The sequence below is a fragment of the Novosphingobium sp. ZW T3_23 genome, assembly GCF_044987305.1.
Lineage (GTDB): Bacteria > Pseudomonadota > Alphaproteobacteria > Sphingomonadales > Sphingomonadaceae > Novosphingobium.
Window position 1 is genome coordinate 59,645 of sequence record NZ_JBJDRF010000005.1, and the last position, 19,453, is coordinate 79,097.

Genomic DNA, 19,453 nt, shown 5'->3' on the forward strand with positions numbered 1-19,453 from the left:
ATGCGAAAGTCAGGCCGCCCGGCGCCGGCCTTCGCCACCCTCGAACCATTCGATCAGCATGGTGAGCGTGTGGCGCAATGTGCGCTCCTGCTCGTCCAGCCGTGCTTCGAGAGCGGCATTGCCGGCGGCCATCTGCGCAAGCTGCTCCTGCAATCCGGCCACGCGCGGATCTTCAGAATCATCTTCTCCGGCCGGACCTTGCCTGACCTGCTCCAGCTTGGCGGCGAGTTCGAAAACGACGTTGCGAAGTTCTTCAAGCTGCGAGTCGCGCTGCGCCAGAGCCGCTTCGATCAGGCGCTTGGCGACATCCGGATCGGGTGTATCGGCATGAAGCCCTCCGCCCTGCGCGATCTCGGCAGGCGCCGCGATTTCGGTCGGCTCGCTTGCGCAGACCAGATTGCGGGTGCCGTCCTCATCGAGTTCGCCCAGCACTTCGTGCAGCATGTCGAGATCGATCAGCGAACGCTCTTCCACCGCGCCGAGCAGCAGCAGGCGGTTGACGATCTGGTTGATCCGGCGCGGGATGCCGCCGGTCGCCTCGTGCACTTCGGCGAAGACGCGATGGTCGAAGCCGGGATTGCCCTTCCAGCCGACGCGGTTCAGGCGATGCTCGACGTAAGGTTGGACTTCGCGCGGCTCCATCGCCGTAAGGTGATGGGTCGCGATCACGCGCTGGCGAAGCTGTTCCAGCAGCGGGCTTTCCAACAGCGTCGTGCGGAATTCCGGCTGACCCAGCAGCAGCGTCTGAAGCAGCGGATGCGAGCCGAGCTGGAAGTTCGACAGCATGCGCAGTTCCTCGACCGCGTCGATCGCCAGGTTCTGCGCCTCGTCCACGATCAGCAGGCAGCGGCGGCCCGCGCGCGCTTCTGCGTGGAGGAAGCCCTCGATCGCGCCGAGTGCCGAGGCCTTGTCATGCCCGGCGACCGGCAATCCGAAGCCCTGCGCCACGACATGGACGATCGCCTCGCCGTCCAGCGCGCTGGTGACGATGCAGGCAGCGGTAAGCCGCGCCGGATCGATCGTGGCCATGAGGTGCGAGACCAGCGTGGACTTGCCCGCGCCGACCTCGCCGGTGATGACCACGAAGCCTTCGCCCTGCGCCAGCCCGTAACCGAGATAGGACAGCGCCTTGCGGTGCGTCGCGCTCTCGAAATAGAAAGCCGGATCGGGCGTCAGCTGGAAAGGGCGGCCCTCGAACCCGTAGAATTGGTCGAACATCCCTGCTCTCCTTCGCAATCAGAAGCTGTAGCGCAAGCCCGCCAGGGCCGACGCTGTCCAGATATCATCATAAAGCGGATCGTTGCGGCTGGTGCCGTCGATCCCCAGGGCCACGCTCGCGCGCAGGCGGCGGGCCAGCATGCGGTAGTAGCCGAGCGTGGCGCCATAGCCCGCGACATCGCCGGTGAGCGCGTCGGTGCTGCTCAGCCAATTGGCGTAGACATTCGCGGACCAGCCCGCGTCGCGGCCCAGCTCGCCGTTGACATAGGCCGCGATCCACCAGTTCTCGTCGACCACCCCATCGGCGGCGCCGAGCACGGTATTGCGCGCCGCAATGAAATCGCGCCGATCGTAGCCCGCGCCGATCCCGGCGTTGAGACGGCCGATCTGGCGCGAATAGCTTACCGCGATGCCGCGTCCCCGGTACACCGCCGAGCGCACCGAACCCAGCGCGCCGGACAGGCAGTTGTTGCCGTCGAGCGAGATCACGCAGCCGCGCAGCTCGCCGGTGACGGGGTCGCGCACGGCCACGAAATCATCCGGCAACTGATCGAGCGCGCGGTTCAGCTGTCCGCCGAAACCGCTCACGCTGTCGTAGACGCCCACGCTCAGCTGGCTGCGGTCGTCCGGCGCATAGGCCAGGGTGCCGCCGAAGCTGGTCGAACCATAGCGGCGGCCGATATGGGCCGACAGCGAGGTGCGACGACTGGGCCGCCACATGACGGCGACATCCCAGAGCAATCCGCTGACGTCATAGGCCAGTTCGCGCGGGGCGCCCTTGTCGGTGACGTAGCGGCCGTCACTGCCGACCACGGGATTGCCCTCGGCATCGCGCAGCGCATCGCGGCTGGAAACCTCGACATCCTCGTAACCCAGCGCGCCCACCACCTGCACGGTGCGGCTGACCGGCACCGTCACCATCGCCCGCGCCTGCATGTCGCGCACGCGCTGGTCGAGGTTGGAAACGTCTTCCTGGTAGAAGCTGCCGCCGACGCCCAGCCCCACCGGCGCCACCACATAAGGGGCGACGCCGGCCTGGACGTCGGCCATCTGGGTCACGCTCTTGTCGAACAGATCCGCCGCAGCGCCGCCGGGCGTGGCGACATAGGCGTCCGGTTGTTCCACCTTGGTGAAACCGGCGCGATAGTTCGCGGAAAGGTCGATATCCCCGGCGCGGGTCTTGAACGAGGGGCCGCCGTAGACGGAATAGATGTTGGTCCGGGTGCTGTCGTCCACGAACCCGCCGGAAAGCGCGCCGCCGCCATTCTCGACGCGGGCCTGGGTGGCGAGGCCGCCAGCTTCGATCGTCAGGCCCGGCGCGATCCCGGCATAGCCCCGCACCACGCCGCTGATCGCGTCGCCGTCGCGCGCCTTCCGGCCCCAGCCGATATAGCGTTCGTAGCGAACCGAAGCGGATACCGCGTTGTTGCGCCCGGAAATGCCCGCGTCCACGCCCGCCGCAAGCTGGGTATAGGTCAGCACGTCGTTGCCGGGGGAAAGCTGCGCGTCGACGATCTGGTCGACCTCGATATAGGGCGTCACTTCCAGACGGCGCGGCTTGCGGCCGCGCTGGCCGCGAGACGATTTGCCTTGCCCGTCCGAAGGCGACGCCGTTCCACCCGAGCCGCCGCCCGCCTGATCTCCGGCGCGATCGGAACCCCCCGCCTGCGCATGCGCGGACGGCGCGGCCGCGAAGGCCAGCGCCGCCAAAGTCAATGTACCCAATTTCATCTGCCGGGACTTCATCCCTTGTATCCGTAATAGGAGCCGAACCGGCGGCCACTCGGGCTGAATTGCGCGTCGTTCAGCAGAAGCTGCACGTTGGGGCAGGCATTCAGCAGCGAGATCGCGTCTTCCAGCGCGCCTTGCCCGGTCCGGTCGGCGCGCACGATCACCACGGTCTGGCCGACGTACTTGGCAAGCTCCGCAGCGGGAGAGGCCGCCAGCGCGGGCGGGGAATCGAAGATCACCATGCGACGCGGCGCGTTCTCGGTCAGCCGCTCCAGCACGCGCGGCGTGCGCGATGACGACAGGTACTCGCTGTCGTTGATCGTGGCATCGCCCGCCGGCATGACCCAGAGGCCGGGAATATCCGTGCCAAGCACGCAGGACGCGGGATCGATCGTCTCGTCCATCAAAGCGTCCATCAGCCCCGGACCGCCCGGCAGCCCGAGCGCGGAAAGGATCGAAGGCTTGGCAAAGTCGGCGTCGACCAGCAGGACTTCGCTTTCCTTCTCGGCGGCGATCGAAAGCGCGAGGTTGAGCGCGCAATAGGTCTTGCCCTCACCCGGATGGGGGGAGCTGATGAGGATGCGCTGCGCGGCGGCGCCGGCACCCTGGCGGCGCAAGTCGCCCGCCTGGACCAGAAGTTGCCGCTTCACTATGCGGAATTCCTCCAGCAGCGCGGTCACGGTGCCTTCCGGCACGATCAGGCCCTGCTCGCGCAAATGCTCGCGGTCGATCGGGTGATGCTCGCCGCTAAAGTCGACTGGCCTGAAGTCGACTGGCCTGAAGTCAACTGGGCTGAAGTCGATCGGTTCGGCAAACGGGACCGGAGCAGCGCGCTCCGATGCGGCTTCCGGCTCCGCGCCCGGCGGAGGTGCGAAGGGAGCAGGCGTCGCAGTTGGAGCAGGCGCAACCGGCGCGGCGGCCACCTTGCGCGCGGGCGCGGGCGGCAGTGGGCCGGGACGCGCGATCATCGCGTTGAAATCGAAGCGTCCGGCGGCGCGCTCTATCAGCGATCGGCCGCGAACCGGCGCTTCGGCCTGAGCGGTGTCGTCCTGACCCGAGAGCGATGTCTTTCTGTGCCGTGCCATCACCGTTCCTCAGGCCACCATGCCGCGCTGGATGAATTCGACCGCCAGCAAGACCACGCAAAGGCCGCAAAGCGCCGCGCCCGCACCGAAGAAATACTTGAGCCGGCGGCGGCGAAGCTGGCGGACCCCGTCCGTGACGTTCTGCGAGATCGCGCCGAGCACCGGCAGACCGGTCGCCCGCTCCAGCCCGGCGGTCGTCGCGAATACCGAACGGACCTTGCCCAGCGCGAAAGCGCCCGCGCAGCCGCCGACGATCCCGGCGATCAACACGCCCACCAGCAGCAGCGGACGGTTCGGCGCCACTGGCTTGCGCGGTGTCGTCGGCGGATCGACCACCTGGAACTTCACGGCCTCGCGCTCGGTCTTCACTTCACCGCGCAGGCGCAGTTCCTCGCGGTCCTGGAGGAGCTTGTCGTACTGCTGACGAAGCACGTCATAGTCGCGATTGATGCGCTGCGCCTCGGTGGCGAGTTCCGGATCCTGGATCGCCGATGCCGTCATCGAGGCGAGGTCAGACTGCAAGGCCGCCTTGCGCGATGTAAGCGCCTGCACATTGGCGAGCCGTTCGGCGCGAATCGACTGGAGCGAACTATAGGCCGGGTTGGGCGTGCCGCCCCCGTGGGCCGCTTCCTGCGCGGCGACACCGCGCAGGGCGGTGACCTGATTGCGCGCGGCGATCACGTCGGGATGATTGTCGGTAAGCCCGCGCGCCTTCATGCTGGCCAGTTCGGCCTGGGCCGTGGCGAAGGCTCCGGCGGCGCCTCCGGTCGCCCCGCCCGCCACGACACGCGGGGTGCTGGCCAGCTGCCCATCGATCGCCGCCAGCGAGCTTTGCGCGGCGGAAATGTCGGCCTCCAGATCGCGAAGCTGGGTCCGCGCGCTTTCCAGCCGCTGCGCCACCGCCGCGCCGCCAAGGGCCATCTCGGGATGCTGGGCCTCGAAAGCGGTACGGCGCTGCTCGGCGGTCTCCAGTTCCTTCTCACGAGCGCGAAGCTGCTGGTTCACGAAAGTCAGCGTCTCGACCATGTCGCCGCGATCGCCCGAGAGGTTCTCCTCGCGGAAGATGTCGATCATCTTCTGCGCCACCTCGCGGGCAAGCTGGGCATTCTCCGCGTCGGACATCGAGGCGTAGTTGGCCGTGGCCGTGATCTCGAACAGGTTGTCCTGCTGCGCGACCACGGAAACGTTCTTGCCAAGCCCCGCCACTGCCGATTCCATCTGCTTGGGCGACTGGATGGTGTCTCCCAGACGGGTTCCGCGCACGACCTTTTCCAGGTTCACCGCGCTCGTCAGGGTTTGGCGGATGCGCTCGATATCGCGCTTCTTGTCGGCCACGCCGATGCCGACCTGTTCGGCCAACGCATCGTCAAGCTGGATGAAGATGCGCGCGCGCGATTCGTAGCTGTTGGGGATCAGCGCGATCGCCAGCCAGCCCAGCAGGCAGATCGCCCAGGCGGCAGCCAGCGCGATCCAGCGCCGGTGCCAGACGCTGTGCAGCGCGGCGAGCAATTCTTCGTAAAGGCCGTTCATCGCGCCGATCCGCTCCCCTCAGATCCTCAGAACATGCTTTCCGGGATGATGATGACGTCGCCCGGATTGAGCATGACGTTGGCCTTGCTCTTGCCCTTCTTCAGCAGGTCGCTGAGGCGCAGGGCATATTCGGTCTGCTTGCCAGTGGCCTTGTCGAAGCGGATCAGCCGGGCGCGATTGCCCGCGGCATATTCCGAAAGCCCGCCCACCGCGATCATCGCGTCCAGCACGGTCATGTTGGCGCGGTAGGGAATCGAGGCTGGCTTCTCGGTGGCGCCAACGATGCGGATCTGCTGGCTGTAAGTGCCGGAAAAGCCGTCGACGATCACCGAGACCAGCGGATCCTGGATATATTGCGAAAGCTGGAGCCGGATGTCTTCCGCCAGCATGGCAGGCGTCTTGCCCACGGCGGGCATGTCGGCGATCAGCGGCGTGGTGATGCGACCGTCGGGCCGCACCTGCACTTTGGCGCCCAGCTCTGGATTGCGCCAGACGAACACGGTCAGCTGATCCAGCGGGCCGATCACGTATTCCTCGCTCGGCCCTTCCTGCATCGCCACGAACTGCGCGGGCGGAAGCTCCGGCTTGGGCGCCGCATGAGCGCAGCCGGTCAGGACCATGCTACTGAGCACGGCGCCTGCCAGCACTCCGGTGAAGCGGCGATGCGACATAGTCCAATCCCTTCAGCGCCCGTCGCGTCCGCCGTATGAGATTGGCGGACCGGGCAAAATCCAGCCTCGCCTATCGCTCAAAAGGGTGAACATTGCGTTAGTCGTGAAGAGGCGATTCCCGCGCAGTCCCGCGATGGGACAATCCTGCGCCGAGTTCTGACACTAGGGAACCGAGGCCTGACAGGCTCAAGCCTAAACGGATCACCGGCGCACATCGTCATCCTGAACTTGTTTAGCTGCGCTGGCCTTCGGCTCAGGAACCATTCCTGACCATCGACGGCAGCCTGATCGGCGAGATGGATCCTGAAGTTCAGGATGACGTGCGTTTTCAACGATGAGTGCGGGGCGAAATCGACCCTATCAGACCAACATCTCCAGCGCCGGCCCCTGCCCCAGGAAGCTGGCAGGACTAGCCGAAGCCCCGTAAGCGCCCGCGCAGAACACCGCCACCAGATCGCCCACATCGGCGCGCGGAAAACCGCCCTTGTCGGCCAGCTTGTCCAGCGGTGTGCAGAGACAGCCGACGATCGAGGCCTGCTCTTCCACCGGCGCTTCGAACCGCGTGGCGATGGCGGAAGGATAGTTGCGCCGCACCACCGTGCCGAAGTTGCCCGAGGCGGCCAACTGGTGATGAAGCCCCCCGTCGGTGACGAGGAAAACCTCGCCATGGCTCTCCTTGCGGTCGATCACCCGCGCGACGTAGACGCCCGCTTCGCCAACCAGATAGCGGCCCAGTTCGATGCAGAACGCCGTGTCCTGCAAGATGTCGGGCAGGTTTTCGAAGCGTGCCGCCAGGCGCTCGCCCACCAGCGGAAGATCGACCGGCGTGTCGCCCGGGAAATAGGGGATGCCCAGCCCCCCTCCCAGGTTGCAATGCGGCAGCGCCGCGCCGCTTTGCAGCGCCAGCCGCGCCGCCAGGTCGAGCGCCTGCCCCTGCGTTTCCGCGATCGCCTCGGCATCCAGCGCCTGGCTGCCGGCGAAGATATGGAATCCGCGCCATTCCGCGCCGCTGGCCACGATATGGCGGACCAGTTCGGGCACACGTTCCGCATCGATGCCGAAGGGCTTCGCGCCGCCGCCCATCTTCATGCCCGACCCCTTGAGGTCGAAATCCGGATTGACCCGGATGGCGAGGCGCGGCGTGATTCCGAGCCTTTCAGCAATGGCGATGGCGCGATGGGCCTCGGCCTCCGATTCGAGGTTGAGCGTCACGCCCGCGCGGATCGCCGCCTCCAGTTCGCGGTCGCGCTTGCCCGGCCCGGCGAAGCTGACGAGCGCGGGATCGATGCCCGCTTCGCGCACGATCGCCAGTTCGCCGCCCGACGCGATGTCGAAGCCATCGACCAGGCCGTTCATCAAGCCCAGCAGGGGCGGAAACGGGTTGGCCTTGACCGCATAGTGCAGCGCCAGCCGCTCGGGCATGGCGGCGCGCAGTTCCGCCACCCTGCTGCGGATGCGGCCGGATTCGTAGAGGAACAGCGGGGTATCGCCGGCCTCCTCCACCCACGCCGCCACCGGCCTGCCGCCGATCGCGAGAACGCCGTCGATGGCCATGAAACCGGCCGGGATCGGACCGAGCGGCTTCATGCCCCCATCTCCGCGGCCAGTTCGGCTGCAAGCCCGGTGCGATCGATCTTGCCATTGGGCCCGATCGGCATCGACGCGCGCCAGTGAATCACTTTTGGCTGCATGAAATTCGGCAGTTCCTGCATGAGTTTACGCGGCAATTCTTCCTCCGCCTCTACGATCCCGCGCGCGGCACGAACCACCAGATGGACCGCCTGCCCCAGCCGCGCATCCGACACGCCCAGCGCCGCCGCTTCGACCACGAGGCCGGTGGCCAGCGCCGCTTCCTCCACCTCCTGCGGACTGATGCGGTTGCCCGCGCTCTTGATCATGGCATCGCGGCGCCCGACGAAATGGAGCAATCCTTCCCGGTCACGCCGCACCCGGTCGCCCGACCAGACCGCCATGCCCCCATAGCGCGACCCGGCGGGCGCAGGCCGATAGCGCTCGGCCGTTCGCTCGGCGTCCTGCCAATAGCCCTGCGCGACCAGCGGACCGCAGTGGACCAATTCGCCTTCCTCATCATCGGCGGCGATCTCCCCCGCATCGTTGACCACCAGCACTTCGGCATGGGGTATCGCCCTGCCCATCGAGGTCGGGTGCCTATCGATCAGCGCGGGATCGAGGTAGGTCGAACGGAACGCCTCGGTCAGGCCATACATGGCGAAGAGCCGCGCCCTGGGGAACAGCGCGCGCATCCTGCGGACGAGGTCCACCGTCAGCGCACCGCCGCTATTGGTGAGGCGGCGCAGGTTCGCGGCCACCTCGGGCGGCCAGTCCAGCTCGCAGACCTGCACCCACAGCGGCGGAACGGCGGCGAGCGTGGTGATGGCATGGCGGTCCACCGCCTTCATCACGTCGCGCGGCATCAGGTAGTCCAGCGGGACGACGCAGCCGCCGGCATGCCATGTGGAAAGCAGCTGGTTCTGCCCATAGTCGAACGAGAGCGGCAGCACCGCCAGCACGCGGTCGTCCGGCGCGAGGCCGAGATAGTCGGCAACGCTCTCCGCCCCCAGCCACATGTTCGCATGGCTGAGCATCACTCCCTTGGGGCGCCCGGTGGAGCCGCTGGTATAGAGAATCGCGGCCAGTTCCTCGGGATCGGCCTGCGAGGGCGGCATCTCTCCGCCAAGCGCTTCCGCCTCGGCCAGCGCCGCGCCTTCGTCGATCTGGCGACATGCCGAAGGCACGTCCCCCGCTTGCAGCGAGGCCATCCGCGAGGGCGTGCCGATCAGCAGGGCCGCGCCGCTATCGGCCAGGATATGCGCGACTTGCGCATGCTTGAGCAAGGGATTGACCGGCACATGCACCAGCCCCGCGCGCGCGGCGGCCAGCGGCAGCAGGCAGGTCAGTTCGCCCTTGGCCGCCCACGACGCCACCCGCGCGCCCTTTTCCGGCACCGCACGTCCGAGCCAGGCCGCAAGACGGGAGACACGCGATCTTAAGGCCTTGTAGTCCAGCACTTCTCCGCGCAGCACGAGCGCCTCGGCCGAATCCTCTCCGCACAGGGCGAGATGGTCGAGCGGCAGGATCATGGCGAGGGAGGCTCCGCAAAGGGGGTTCGAAGGAACGTGACGAGGATCGATTATCACCGCGATCTTAAGCAAGTGCAATCGGATGGCCAGCTAGCGGCGTGGCTTTCCGAGAGCAACCAGCGCGCGCCTTTCGACCGGCTGGCGTGGTTCGAGGGGCTGGCCGAGCATTGCGGGCTGGCACCACTGATCGCCGTGGCGCGCGAGGGAGACGACATGGCCGTGCTGCCGCTGCAGGACGGTCGCGGCCATCTTCACGCCTTGTCCAATTGGTACACCTTCCGGTATCGCCCCCTTGCCTCCGGGTCCGACGTCCTGCTTCGTGCCTTGGCCGAAGATCTGGCTGGCAAGGTCCGCCGCGTGACGCTTTCCGGCGTTCCGAACGAGGATCGCAGCGCCACGCGGCTGGAAACCGCCTTTCGCGCCGCCGGGTGGCTGGTCCGGCGCAGCACCTGCGATACGAACCACATCCTGCCCGTCAGCGGTCGCAGCTACGCAGAGTACCTTGCTTCGCGGCCCGGCAAGCTGCGCACCACGCTGAAACGCAAGGCCGGCAAACTGGACACCCGCGTGCTCGACCGTTTCGACGAGGATGTCTGGCGCGCCTACGAATCGATCTATTCCGAAAGCTGGAAGCCGGAGGAAGGCAGCCCCGCGTTCCTGCGTGACTTTGCAAAGGCGGAAGGCTCCGCCGGGCGGCTTCGGCTGGGAATTGCGCTGGCCGAAGGCGAACCGGTGGCCGCGCAGATGTGGACCGTGGAGGGCAGCACGGCCTGGATCCACAAGCTGGCGCACCGGGAGGCCGCCAAACCGCTCTCGCCCGGCTCGGTGCTGAGCGCGGCGCTGTTTCGCCATGTCATCGATGTGGACAAGGTCGGACTGGTCGACTTCGGCGCCGGCGACGATTCCTACAAGCGCGACTGGATGGAAATTGTGCGACCGCGATACAGGCTGGACATGCTCCGGCCCTGGTCTCCACGAAACTGGCCGTTGCTCGCGCATGATGCCCTGCGCAAGGGCGCACAATATCTTGCCGCGACTGCGAAGCCCGGCTAGAGGCGCGGAGGTTGTGAAAATGCCCGAAGAGAGGGGCCATGCAAGACGATACCGACCTGCTGCTGCGCCGCATCCTGACGGACGTGCTGGGCCTCAAGCAGGGTCAGGCCGAGACGTTCGATGCCGATACCGGCCTGTTCGGGCACCTGCCCGAGCTGGATTCGATGGCGGTCGCCGGCCTGCTGACCGAGCTGGAAGACCGGCTGGACATCATCATCGAGGACGACGAGATCGACGGCGAGATGCTGGAGACCTTCGGCGGCCTGCTCGAATTCGCGAAAGCCAAACGCGCGCCCGCGTGATTCTTCGGTGTGCGATCGGATCGGCGGGGATCAGGACATGACCCCCGCGCGCTGGTCGCTACCCGGTGAAGACGCGGGTGAGGAAATGGCGCTCGTGTCCAGTGGCCTCTCCAGAGGCGTGCGCGATGCCGCGCGTCCATGCCGCCTGCTGATCGTCCCCGCCCTGTTCGACGAAGCCAATCGCCTGCGCCGTTTCACCGTCGAGGTGATGCGGCGGCTCGACCGGGCGGGTATCGACAGTGTCCTGCCAGACTTTCCCGGCACGAACGAAAGCCTGCTTCCGCTGGAAACTCAGGACGCACGCCTGTGGGGCGAGGCCATGGCGGCAGCCGCGCACCGGTTCGCGGCAACGCATGTGCTGGGCATACGCGGCGGGTGCCTGTTCACGCCAGACCTTCCCGCCTTCCACTATGCGCCGCTCAAGGGCGCGCAGATCCTGCGCGGAATGCTTCGCGCCCGAATGCTCGCCAGCCGCGAGGCGGGGCTTGAGGAAAGCCGGGAGATGCTGACGGAGCGGGCGCGGTCAGAGGGTATAGTGCTGGCCGGATACCCGCTCGGCAGCGGCCTGTTTCGCGATCTCGAAAACCGCCAACCCGGCCCCGGCGCCCATGTCATCCCGCAGGACCGAATCGGCGGCAGCGGCCTCTGGCTTCGCGCCGAGCCGGACGAGGACGCGGCGCAGGCCGATGCTCTTGCGGTATTGCTGGCAGAGGCGATGCGCCCATGACGCGGCGGCATTTCGTCTTTTCCTGCGAAAGCGCACGGCTCGTCGCCACGCTGGACGACGCGCCCGGCGACGCGGCCCTCCTGCTGGTTTCCGGCGGGAACGAAACACGCGCCGGCGCCTGGAACGGACAGGCCCGCCTCGCCGCCCTTGTCGCTGACGCAGGGTTCCCCGTCCTGCGCTTCGATCGGCGCGGCGTGGGCGACAGCGAGGGCGAAAACGGCGGCTTCCGTTCGGGTGGGCCGGATATCCGCGCCGCTCTCTCAGCCCTGCGCAGGGAATGCCCGCAGGTCCGCCGCGTCGTGGGGTTCGGAAACTGCGATGCCGCCAGCGCGCTGATGCTGGCCGAAGGGGCCGGGTTGGATGCGCTAGTATTGTCCAATCCCTGGACCATCGAAGGCGGTGCGGAAGAGGCGCCGGCCGAAGTGGTGCGCGACCATTATCGCCGCCGTCTGGGCGATCCGGCAGCCATCAAGCGCCTGCTCACCGGCAAAGTCGCAATCGGCGGGCTGGCCCGCAGCCTGCTTGCCGCGATGCGCCCTGCCCCCGCGGAGACCCTGGGCCTGGCACGGGAGATCGCCCAGGGCCTTGCCGCGTTTTCAGGCGAGGTGCGCTTGCTCGTTGCCGAGCGCGACCGGACGGGGCAAGCCTTCCTGGCGAACTGGGACAGGGCCGATGCGCGGCTGCGGCGCTGCCCGGAAGCCACGCACAGCTACGTGGAACTCGCAGCCCAGGAATGGCTGCTCGCGCAAGTGCTGGGCCTGTTGAACAAGGCGTAGTTCACCTGCCCGCGCAACGCGGACGTTTCGCGGGTCTGGGGGCTCAGCCCCCAGAATCCCTTATCTTCCTGAAAATCAGGCCTCGACCTTAGCCGCCTCGGCGAAGTCACGGTGGGCGAGGTAACGCTCGGCATCGAGCGCCGCCATGCAGCCGGTGCCCGCAGCAGTGATCGCCTGGCGATAAACATGGTCCATCACGTCGCCGCAGGCGAAGACGCCGGGAATGGCGGTCTTGGGCGTGCCGGGCTCGACCAGCAGATAGCCGGTCTCGTCCATGGCGAGCTTGCCCTTGAACAGTTCGGTCGCGGGCGCATGGCCGATGGCCACGAAGGCGCCGTCGGTAAGGATTTCGCTCTGTTCGCCGGTCTTGGTGTCGATCAGCGCCAGCGCGCGCAAGCCGCCGTCCTCGCCTTCCATGAAGCGCTCCACCCGCTTGTCCCACACGACCTTGATCTTGGGATTGGCGAAGAGGCGGTCCTGGAGGATCTTCTCGGCGCGCAGGGTGTCGCGGCGGTGGATCAGGGTCACTTCGTCGGAGTGGTTGGTGAGGTACAGCGCTTCCTCGACCGCGGTATTGCCGCCGCCGATCACCACGACCTTCTTGCCGCGATAGAAGAACCCGTCGCAAGTGGCGCAGGCCGAAACGCCCTTGCCCGAGAGTTCCTGCTCACCGGGCACGCCCAGCCACTGCGCCTGCGCGCCGGTGGCGATCACCAGGGTGTCACCTTCATAGATGTCGCCCGAATCGCTGGTGGCGGTGAACACCGGGCCGGTCAGATCGACCGAGGTGATGATGTCGTACATCATGCGCGTGCCGACGTGGACGGCCTGGGCCTCCATCTCCTGCATCAGCCAGGGGCCCTGGATGACTTCGCGGAAACCGGGATAGTTCTCGACGTCGGTGGTGATGGTCAGCTGGCCGCCGGGCTGAAGACCCTGCACCACGATCGGCTCCATCCCGGCGCGCGCGCCGTAGATCGCGGCCGAAAGGCCTGCGGGGCCGGAGCCGATGATGAGCATGCGGGTCTTGTGCGTCGTCGCCATGTGTACCTCCGGCGTGAATCTGTCGAATATCGTTGGGGCGCGAGATAGGGCCAAGCACCCCGGTTTGCCAAGCGGTGCGCGGCATAAGGAAATACTTGATCCCCGCAAAATCAAGCTAGCCCTCCATTGACGTCCATCGCGCGGCGGATCACGGTTCCGCCATGAAAAGCCAGCTCGGACCTACCTCGAACCGTTTCATATCGCAGCGCCTGCGGCTCAACTATGTCGACTGGGGCAATCCGGACGCCCCGCCGCTGATCCTCCAGCACGGCGGCCGCGATCATTGTCGAAGCTGGGATTGGGTGGCCGAGGAACTGCGGCACGACTGGCATGTGATCTGCCCGGACCTGCGCGGGCATGGCGATTCCGAATGGTCGCCCGAGGGGCACTACGGCATGGACGCCTTCCTCTACGATTTCGCGCAGCTCATCCACACGCTGGGGCATGAGCAAGTGACGATCGTCGCGCATTCGCTGGGCGGCAACATCGCCACCCGCTTCACAGGGCTGTTCCCGGAGAAAGTGGCGAAGTTCGTCAATATCGAGGGACTCGGCCCGCCCCCGCACATCCGCCGCCAGATGGAGGAGCGCGGTGTGGGCGATCGGCTGCGGCAGTGGGTAGAGGACAAGCGCCGCGCCGCCGGCCGCGCACCGCGCAAGTACGCGACCCGCAAGGATGCCTACCAGCGCATGAAGGAGGAAAACTCGTTCCTGACCGAGGAACAGGCTCGCCACCTCACCATCCACGGTGCCAGCCGGAACGAGGACGGCACCTGGAGCTGGAAGTTCGACAATTACGTCAACGTCTGGTCCGCTTCCGACCTGCCGACAGCGGACGTGGTCGCGCTATGGCAGGCGATCACCTGCCCGATGCTGATGCTCTGGGGCAAGAACAGCTTCGCGCAGAGCCCGGCGGAAGACGGCCGCATCGACTATTTCTCGACCGCCCGCCTGATCGAGTACGAGAACGCCGGACACTGGCTCCATCACGACCAGTTCGACCGCTTCATGGGCGACGTGAAAGACTTCCTGGGCAGTTGAATCTGGGAGTTGACGGGCGCCGCCAGAAGGTGGCGCCGATCGCTGCGTCAGGTCAGCAGGAAGTATCCCAGGCCCATCCAGCAGCAGGCGCAGAGCGCGACGGCGATCATCAGGCCGCGCGCGTCATGCTCCGGATTGCCGAGCCTGCCGCTTTGCGCAGCATAGACGAGATTTGAACTGATTCCGTGGCGCAGCCCGGCGAAGCCTTCTCCGCGACGTTCGAAAAGCATGATACCTTCGTCAACGACGTTCATTCACAACATCCCCTTTTGCGCGGCCCTTATCCGTTCGCCTTTTGGCGTAACGTCGCCGGCGTTACCGCCGAACCTTCCCGCAGAATCGGGATGCTAACACCTTCCTTTCGCCTTGCCCATAGCCTCTTGCAGCGGCCGGTTCGCCCGCACAACGCCTTGCAATGCTTCGAGCAAGCCATATACGATCGAATACAATGATCCTCCGGAGACTTCCCGAAATGCGCCGGCTGCTTGCCTTCGTCACATCGCTGATCCTGGCGTTCACGGCACTGGTCCAACCCGCCGCCGCGCAGTCCGGCCCGCTGGTACTGGCCGCCGCAAGTCTTCAGGAATCGATGAACGCCGCCGCCGATGCATGGGCCGCCAAGGGCCATCCGCGCCCCAGGATCTCCTTCGCCGGATCCTCCGCCCTCGCCCGCCAGATCGAAGCGGGCGCTCCGGCGGACATCTTCGTCTCGGCCGACGAACCGTGGATGGACGAGGTGCAGTCGAAGGGCCTGCTTCGTCCGAAAACCCGCGTGTCGTTCCTGACCAACAGCCTCGTGCTGATTGCCCCGGCGAACAAGCCCGTTCGCCTGAAGATCGCGCCCGGCTTTCGCCTTGCCGCCGCGCTGGGTCCGAACCGGCTGGCCGTTGCCGACCCCAACGCCGTGCCGGCCGGGGTCTATGCCAAGCAGGCGCTGACGCGGCTGAAAGTCTGGCCTTCGGTGCAGGGCAAGCTCGCCCCGGCCGAGAACGTGCGGGCCGCCCTCGCCCTCGTCAGCCGCGGCGCCGCACCGCTGGGCGTGGTCTACCTGACCGACGCCCGCGCCGAGCCCGGCGTGCGCGTGGTCGATACCTTCCCCGCCGCGTCGCACGATCCGATCAGCTACCCGGTCGCCCTGCTCGCCGCCTCGCGCCACAAGGACGCCGAAGGTTTCCGCCGCTTCCTGATTTCCGCGCAGGGCAAGGCCGTGTTCCGCCGCTTCGGCTTCGGCACGCGCTGATCGACCAGCGGCCATGACGGGGCTCACCCTGGAGGAGTGGCAGGTGCTGGTCCTGTCGCTGAAGGTCAGCGGCGTGGCCATGGCCGCCGCGCTGCCCGTCGCCTTCGCTCTCGCCTGGGTGCTGGCGCGCTGGCGCTTTCCCGGCAAGGTGCTGCTCGATGCGATGGTCCACCTGCCGCTGGTATTGCCGCCCGTCGTCACCGGCTGGCTCCTGCTGATCGCCTTCGGCACCAATGGACCGCTGGGCCGGTTCCTGGCGGACTGGCTGGGGCTCACCTTCATCTTCCGCTGGACCGGCGCCGCGCTGGCCGCCGCCGTCATGGCGCTGCCGCTGATGGTTCGCGCCATGCGCCTCTCCATCGAGGCGGTGGATCGCCGCCTTGAAAGCGCCGCCCGTTCCCTTGGCGCCGGACGTTGGCGGACTTTCATGACCGTTACCCTCCCGCTGGCGATGCCGGGGGTGCTAGCGGGACTCGTCCTCGGCCTTGCCCGCTCGATCGGCGAGTTCGGGGCGACGATCACGTTCGCCTCCAACATCCCCGGCGAAACGCAGACTCTGCCGCTGGCGATCTACAGCGCGCTCCAGATACCGGGCTCCGAATGGCAGGTGACGCGGCTCGCCGTGCTGTCGATCCTGGTTTCGGTCACGGCGCTCGTCGCTTCCGAGTGGCTCGCCCGGCGCAGCCAACACGGCCGCAGCGGGCCGGGAAGCGCGCACCATGCCCTTTGACGTCGCGATTTCGCTGAGGCGTGGCAAGCTCCGGCTCGACTATGCCTTCCAGACCGAGAAGGGCGGGCTGACCGCTCTGTTCGGCCCGTCGGGCGCGGGCAAGACCTCGCTCCTGGATGCCATCGCCGGCCTGGCGCGGCCCGGTGACGGCCATATCCACGTCGAAGGCACCGTGCTGTTCGACAAGGCGCGCCGCATCGACCTCCGCCCGGAGCAGCGCCGCTGCGGCTACGTGTTCCAGGACTTGCGCCTGTTCCCGCACAAGTCCGTGCGCGACAACCTGCTCTACGGCTGGCACCTCGCCCCTGCCGAACAGCGCTGGATGGACCTCGACACCGCGCTCGGCTTCCTCGGCATCGGCCACCTGCTGGACCGCCGGCCCGCCACGCTGTCCGGAGGCGAGGCGCAGCGCGTGGCGATCGGCCGCGCCCTGCTTTCCGGCCCGCGCTTCCTGCTGATGGACGAGCCGCTCGCCTCCCTCGATGCGGAAAGGCGCGAGGACATCCTCTCCGTGATCGAGCGCATCCGCGACGAACTGTCGCTGCCGATCCTCTATGTCAGCCACGACCGCGCCGAAGTGGACCGGCTGGCCGATCGCGTCATCGTCATCTCGCCGCAAGGCTGACGCACCCGCCCTGAATCGTGCTCCCGCCGATTGACAGCCCTTGTTGCATTGCTAAAACAGGAATTGAAATTCTAATACTGTTGAGCAGGGTTTGGCCCTGCGCGGGAGAGGAACCAATGTCGAAAATCCAACGGGGCATCAGCCTCTACAGCTTCCAGGAAGAGATGTTCCTGGGGCAGATGACGGTCGAGGACTGCATAGCCTTCGGCGCGTCCATCGGTGCGAAAGGCATCGAAATCCTGCCCGAGCAGAACATGCCCGCGTTCCCCCATATCGATGACGCCGAAGTGGCACGCTGGCAGGACATGCTTGCCCGCCACGGCGCCCACTTCACCTGCTACGACATGTTCCTCGACACCAAGCTGCGCAAGGGCGAGACGCTTTCCGACGAGGAGCAGGTCGACAGCATCCGGCGCGATCTGGTGCTCTGCAACCGGCTGGGCATCCGCAACATGCGCGTGCTCATCTTCGTGCGGCCCGACATCCTGGAAAAGTGCGTGCCTTATGCCGAGGAACTCGACGTCCACATGGGCGTGGAAGTCCACGCGCCCTGGCATCTCGAACATGCCTGGATCCTGCGCACGATCGACGTGGCTGACCGGCTGGGCACGCGGCACCTCGGCATCCTGCCCGACATGGGCGTGTTCATGAAGCACTACCCGCCCGAGTTCCGCGCCCGCTTCGAACGCCAGGGCGCGCGACCGGAAGTGGCGCAGTTCATCGTCGACCAGCATGAGCAGAAGATCATGTGCGAATACACGATCTACGAGGTCGCGGTGAAGATGGGCGGCAACAAGGCAGAGATCGCCATGGCCGAAACCCTGCGTCACGCCCCTTATGCCAACCCGAAGCGGATCAAGGACTATGCCCCCTACTTCCGCCACATCCAGGCCAAGTTCTACGGCATGACCGAGGACTGCACCGACCCCACGATCGCCTATGAAGAGGTGATCCCGGAACTGGTGAAGTGCGGTTGGGAAGGCACGCTCTCCAGCGAGTACGAAGGCAACCGCTGGATCCAGGACGTGATGCCGGTCGACAGCCGCGAGCAGGTTCGCCGCCAGCATGTGATGTTCGAGCGCCTCATCGCCGGGGCCGAAGCGGAACGGGAGATCGCCTGATGTTCGACAAGTACCTGATCGACGCAGCCACGCTGCGCAACATCGGCCCGGCCGAGGCCCCCACCGGCTTCGCGTTCGAAGCCAGGCTCGGGTATTATCGTGGCCTCGGTCTCTCGATGATCGAAAAACTGGACGTGTCCATCGACGGCGAGCCGCTCCCGCGTGAAGCGGTGCGCTTCGACGAGGGCAAGGGGCCGCTGACTCTGGACCAGATGGAGACCGCCTACGATCGCCGCTGGCCCTTCGGTGCCCCCGCCACCATCCTGGTCGATCGCGAAGGCGGCTTCCCCAGCGGCGAGCACGCGCTGGCGCTGCTCCAGCAGCTCCGCGTGTCGTACCTGCCCTTCCCCTCGATAAATACCGACAGCAAGACCGTCTCGCTCTGAGAGCGGACAGGGCCTGCCAAGGAAGGGCGGCGCGCGGGGGCACGCCGCCCTTTTTGCGTCAGGCCGCCACCACCGTTTCCGCCCGGCGTAGCTGCATCAGGCGACGCCGGGCGCGAATGGCCCCGGCATCGGTTTCCAGGATCGCCGGGCGGGCCTCCCAGAAATCCCGGTCGCCCAGCGCCGCCTGCGCCGCCTCGATCATCGGCTCGTCCTCCTCGACGAAAACCTGCCGTGCGAGCGCCTCGGCTTCCGGCGTGGCCTCGTGATCGTAGAAGTAGTGGCTGCTGGTTCGCGTCTCTGGGGTGATGATGTGCGGATTGACCATCTGCGGCACCACCATCTCCGTGCGCCGGGTGCCGGCTCTGGCGAGGCCCACCGTCAGCGCCATGGCGGCGGGTGCGTGCCAGCGCATATGCAGCCATTGGTCGACCCGATCGCCCTGACCCAGCATCGGCGCCGCCCACATCGGCGGGTTGACTGCCTCCATGTCCCAGTTGTTCCAGATCGCCCCGCTCTCGTCGGCTACCACCGACTGGCGGCCCATGAAGATCGATCCGTTCACGCCGAAGCTGGTAACGTGCAGGAATTCGGCATGGGTCAGGTCCATGAGGTTGTCCGTCACCAATTCGTAATGCCCCTGGATGACGAGGCGGCTGCGCTGCATGCCTTCGCGCTCTACGAATGCGAAGTCCGGGATCAGCGCCGGGTCGGCACGTTCCGGATCGCCCGGCCAGAACCACAGGCCGCGATGCCGGTGCACCAGCGGCATCGCCCGAGCGCGAACATGCGCGGGCGGCGGCGCGGGAAAGGGATTGTGGACGCAGGCCCCCGTCCGGTCGAAGCCGAGCCCGTGGTAGGGGCAGTGGATCACGTCGCCTTGCAGCCGCCCCTTGCTCAGGGGCACGAAGCGATGCGGGCAACGGTCCGCCAGCATGGCATATGTCCCATCGGATAGGTTGGCGATCAGCCACGTCTCGTCGAGCAGCCTGCGGGACAACATGCCCGCTTCGGGGACTTCATGATCCCAGGCGGCCAGATACCAGAGATTGCGCACATAGTCGGACATCGGCTTC

20 protein-coding genes are annotated in these 19,453 nt (G+C 66.9%); 10 read left to right on the forward strand and 10 right to left on the reverse strand.

Translation table 11 applies throughout. From position 1 onward, the window contains the following. Positions 1-9: 9 nt before the first annotated feature. The 7 genes from ACI3K3_RS04685 to ACI3K3_RS04715 form a co-directional block, all read right to left on the reverse strand. Positions 10-1,218 carry an XrtA/PEP-CTERM system-associated ATPase gene (locus tag ACI3K3_RS04685; RefSeq protein ID WP_404912455.1) on the reverse strand — a complete coding sequence of 403 codons (1,209 nt, stop codon included), beginning with the start codon at positions 1,216-1,218 and terminating at the stop codon, positions 10-12. Positions 1,219-1,236: 18 nt separating this feature from the next. Next, a complete protein-coding gene (locus ACI3K3_RS04690; protein ID WP_404912457.1) occupies positions 1,237-2,949 on the reverse strand; it encodes a preprotein translocase subunit YajC in 1,713 nt (570 codons plus the stop codon). An 11-nt stretch (positions 2,950-2,960) separates the two neighbouring features. Next, complete coding sequence (locus ACI3K3_RS04695; protein WP_404912459.1) at positions 2,961-4,034, reverse strand: capsular biosynthesis protein; 1,074 nt, start codon at positions 4,032-4,034, stop codon at positions 2,961-2,963. A gap of 9 nt (positions 4,035-4,043) precedes the next feature. Then, positions 4,044-5,564 (reverse strand): XrtA system polysaccharide chain length determinant, encoded by a 1,521-nt coding sequence (locus tag ACI3K3_RS04700; protein WP_404912461.1) that lies wholly within the window; start codon positions 5,562-5,564, stop codon positions 4,044-4,046. 26 nt (positions 5,565-5,590) lie between these two features. Then, complete coding sequence (locus ACI3K3_RS04705) at positions 5,591-6,235, reverse strand: XrtA/PEP-CTERM system exopolysaccharide export protein (RefSeq protein ID WP_404912463.1); 645 nt, start codon at positions 6,233-6,235, stop codon at positions 5,591-5,593. A 360-nt stretch (positions 6,236-6,595) separates the two neighbouring features. After that, positions 6,596-7,822, reverse strand: a complete 1,227-nt coding sequence (locus ACI3K3_RS04710; protein ID WP_404912465.1) for a pyridoxal-dependent decarboxylase, exosortase A system-associated — start codon at positions 7,820-7,822, stop codon at positions 6,596-6,598. Beyond that, positions 7,819-9,336 carry an acyl-CoA ligase (AMP-forming), exosortase A system-associated gene (locus tag ACI3K3_RS04715; protein ID WP_404912466.1) on the reverse strand — a complete coding sequence of 506 codons (1,518 nt, stop codon included), beginning with the start codon at positions 9,334-9,336 and terminating at the stop codon, positions 7,819-7,821. The genes ACI3K3_RS04710 and ACI3K3_RS04715 overlap by 4 nt, the downstream gene beginning before the upstream one ends. Positions 9,337-9,372: 36 nt before the next feature. Between ACI3K3_RS04715 and ACI3K3_RS04720 the strand changes: the two genes are divergently transcribed. Genes ACI3K3_RS04720 through ACI3K3_RS04735 form a run of 4 tightly spaced genes read left to right on the forward strand, consistent with a single transcriptional unit; the run spans position 9,373 to position 12,194 of the window. Next, entirely contained in the window at positions 9,373-10,389 is a 1,017-nt protein-coding gene (locus ACI3K3_RS04720; protein ID WP_404912468.1) for a GNAT family N-acetyltransferase, read from the forward strand. Between the two features lie 38 nt (positions 10,390-10,427). After that, complete coding sequence (locus ACI3K3_RS04725; protein ID WP_147220069.1) at positions 10,428-10,691, forward strand: phosphopantetheine-binding protein; 264 nt, start codon at positions 10,428-10,430, stop codon at positions 10,689-10,691. A 37-nt stretch (positions 10,692-10,728) separates the two neighbouring features. Next, positions 10,729-11,418, forward strand: a complete 690-nt coding sequence (locus ACI3K3_RS04730) for a hypothetical protein (protein ID WP_404912470.1) — start codon at positions 10,729-10,731, stop codon at positions 11,416-11,418. Then, positions 11,415-12,194, forward strand: coding sequence for a hydrolase 1, exosortase A system-associated (locus ACI3K3_RS04735; RefSeq protein ID WP_404912471.1), 780 nt, complete (start codon positions 11,415-11,417; stop codon positions 12,192-12,194). Before ACI3K3_RS04730 ends, ACI3K3_RS04735 begins: the two co-directional genes overlap by 4 nt. Positions 12,195-12,269: 75 nt before the next feature. Here ACI3K3_RS04735 and trxB read toward each other — a convergent pair whose 3' ends face one another. Further along, entirely contained in the window at positions 12,270-13,238 is a 969-nt protein-coding gene (gene trxB, locus ACI3K3_RS04740) for a thioredoxin-disulfide reductase (RefSeq protein ID WP_404912472.1), read from the reverse strand. 161 nt (positions 13,239-13,399) lie between these two features. Between trxB and ACI3K3_RS04745 the strand changes: the two genes are divergently transcribed. Continuing rightward, entirely contained in the window at positions 13,400-14,278 is an 879-nt protein-coding gene (locus ACI3K3_RS04745) for an alpha/beta fold hydrolase (protein ID WP_404912473.1), read from the forward strand. Positions 14,279-14,325: 47 nt separating this feature from the next. Here the strand turns inward: ACI3K3_RS04745 and ACI3K3_RS04750 are convergent, their stop codons facing one another. After that, a complete protein-coding gene (locus ACI3K3_RS04750) occupies positions 14,326-14,532 on the reverse strand; it encodes a hypothetical protein (protein ID WP_313441868.1) in 207 nt (68 codons plus the stop codon). 218 nt (positions 14,533-14,750) lie between these two features. Here ACI3K3_RS04750 and modA point away from each other — a divergent pair, with 218 nt between their 5' ends. The 5 genes from modA to ACI3K3_RS04775 all read left to right on the forward strand — a co-directional run bounded on the left by modA (position 14,751) and on the right by ACI3K3_RS04775 (position 18,380). Continuing rightward, a complete protein-coding gene (gene modA / locus ACI3K3_RS04755) occupies positions 14,751-15,518 on the forward strand; it encodes a molybdate ABC transporter substrate-binding protein (protein WP_404912474.1) in 768 nt (255 codons plus the stop codon). Positions 15,519-15,531: 13 nt separating this feature from the next. Next, the gene (modB, locus tag ACI3K3_RS04760) at positions 15,532-16,248 is read left to right on the forward strand and encodes a molybdate ABC transporter permease subunit (protein ID WP_404912475.1); all 717 of its coding nucleotides are present in this window, start codon (positions 15,532-15,534) and stop codon (positions 16,246-16,248) included. After that, complete coding sequence (locus tag ACI3K3_RS04765; RefSeq protein WP_404912476.1) at positions 16,238-16,873, forward strand: molybdenum ABC transporter ATP-binding protein; 636 nt, start codon at positions 16,238-16,240, stop codon at positions 16,871-16,873. Before modB ends, ACI3K3_RS04765 begins: the two co-directional genes overlap by 11 nt. Positions 16,874-16,989: 116 nt before the next feature. Further along, positions 16,990-17,994 (forward strand): sugar phosphate isomerase/epimerase family protein, encoded by a 1,005-nt coding sequence (locus ACI3K3_RS04770; protein ID WP_404912477.1) that lies wholly within the window; start codon positions 16,990-16,992, stop codon positions 17,992-17,994. Beyond that, positions 17,994-18,380, forward strand: a complete 387-nt coding sequence (locus ACI3K3_RS04775) for a DUF6379 domain-containing protein (protein WP_404912478.1) — start codon at positions 17,994-17,996, stop codon at positions 18,378-18,380. Before ACI3K3_RS04770 ends, ACI3K3_RS04775 begins: the two co-directional genes overlap by 1 nt. A 58-nt stretch (positions 18,381-18,438) precedes the next feature. On the opposite strand, the gene ACI3K3_RS04780 is transcribed toward ACI3K3_RS04775, so the two are convergent. Continuing rightward, positions 18,439-19,446 (reverse strand): Rieske 2Fe-2S domain-containing protein, encoded by a 1,008-nt coding sequence (locus ACI3K3_RS04780; protein WP_404912479.1) that lies wholly within the window; start codon positions 19,444-19,446, stop codon positions 18,439-18,441. Positions 19,447-19,453 lie beyond the last annotated feature (7 nt).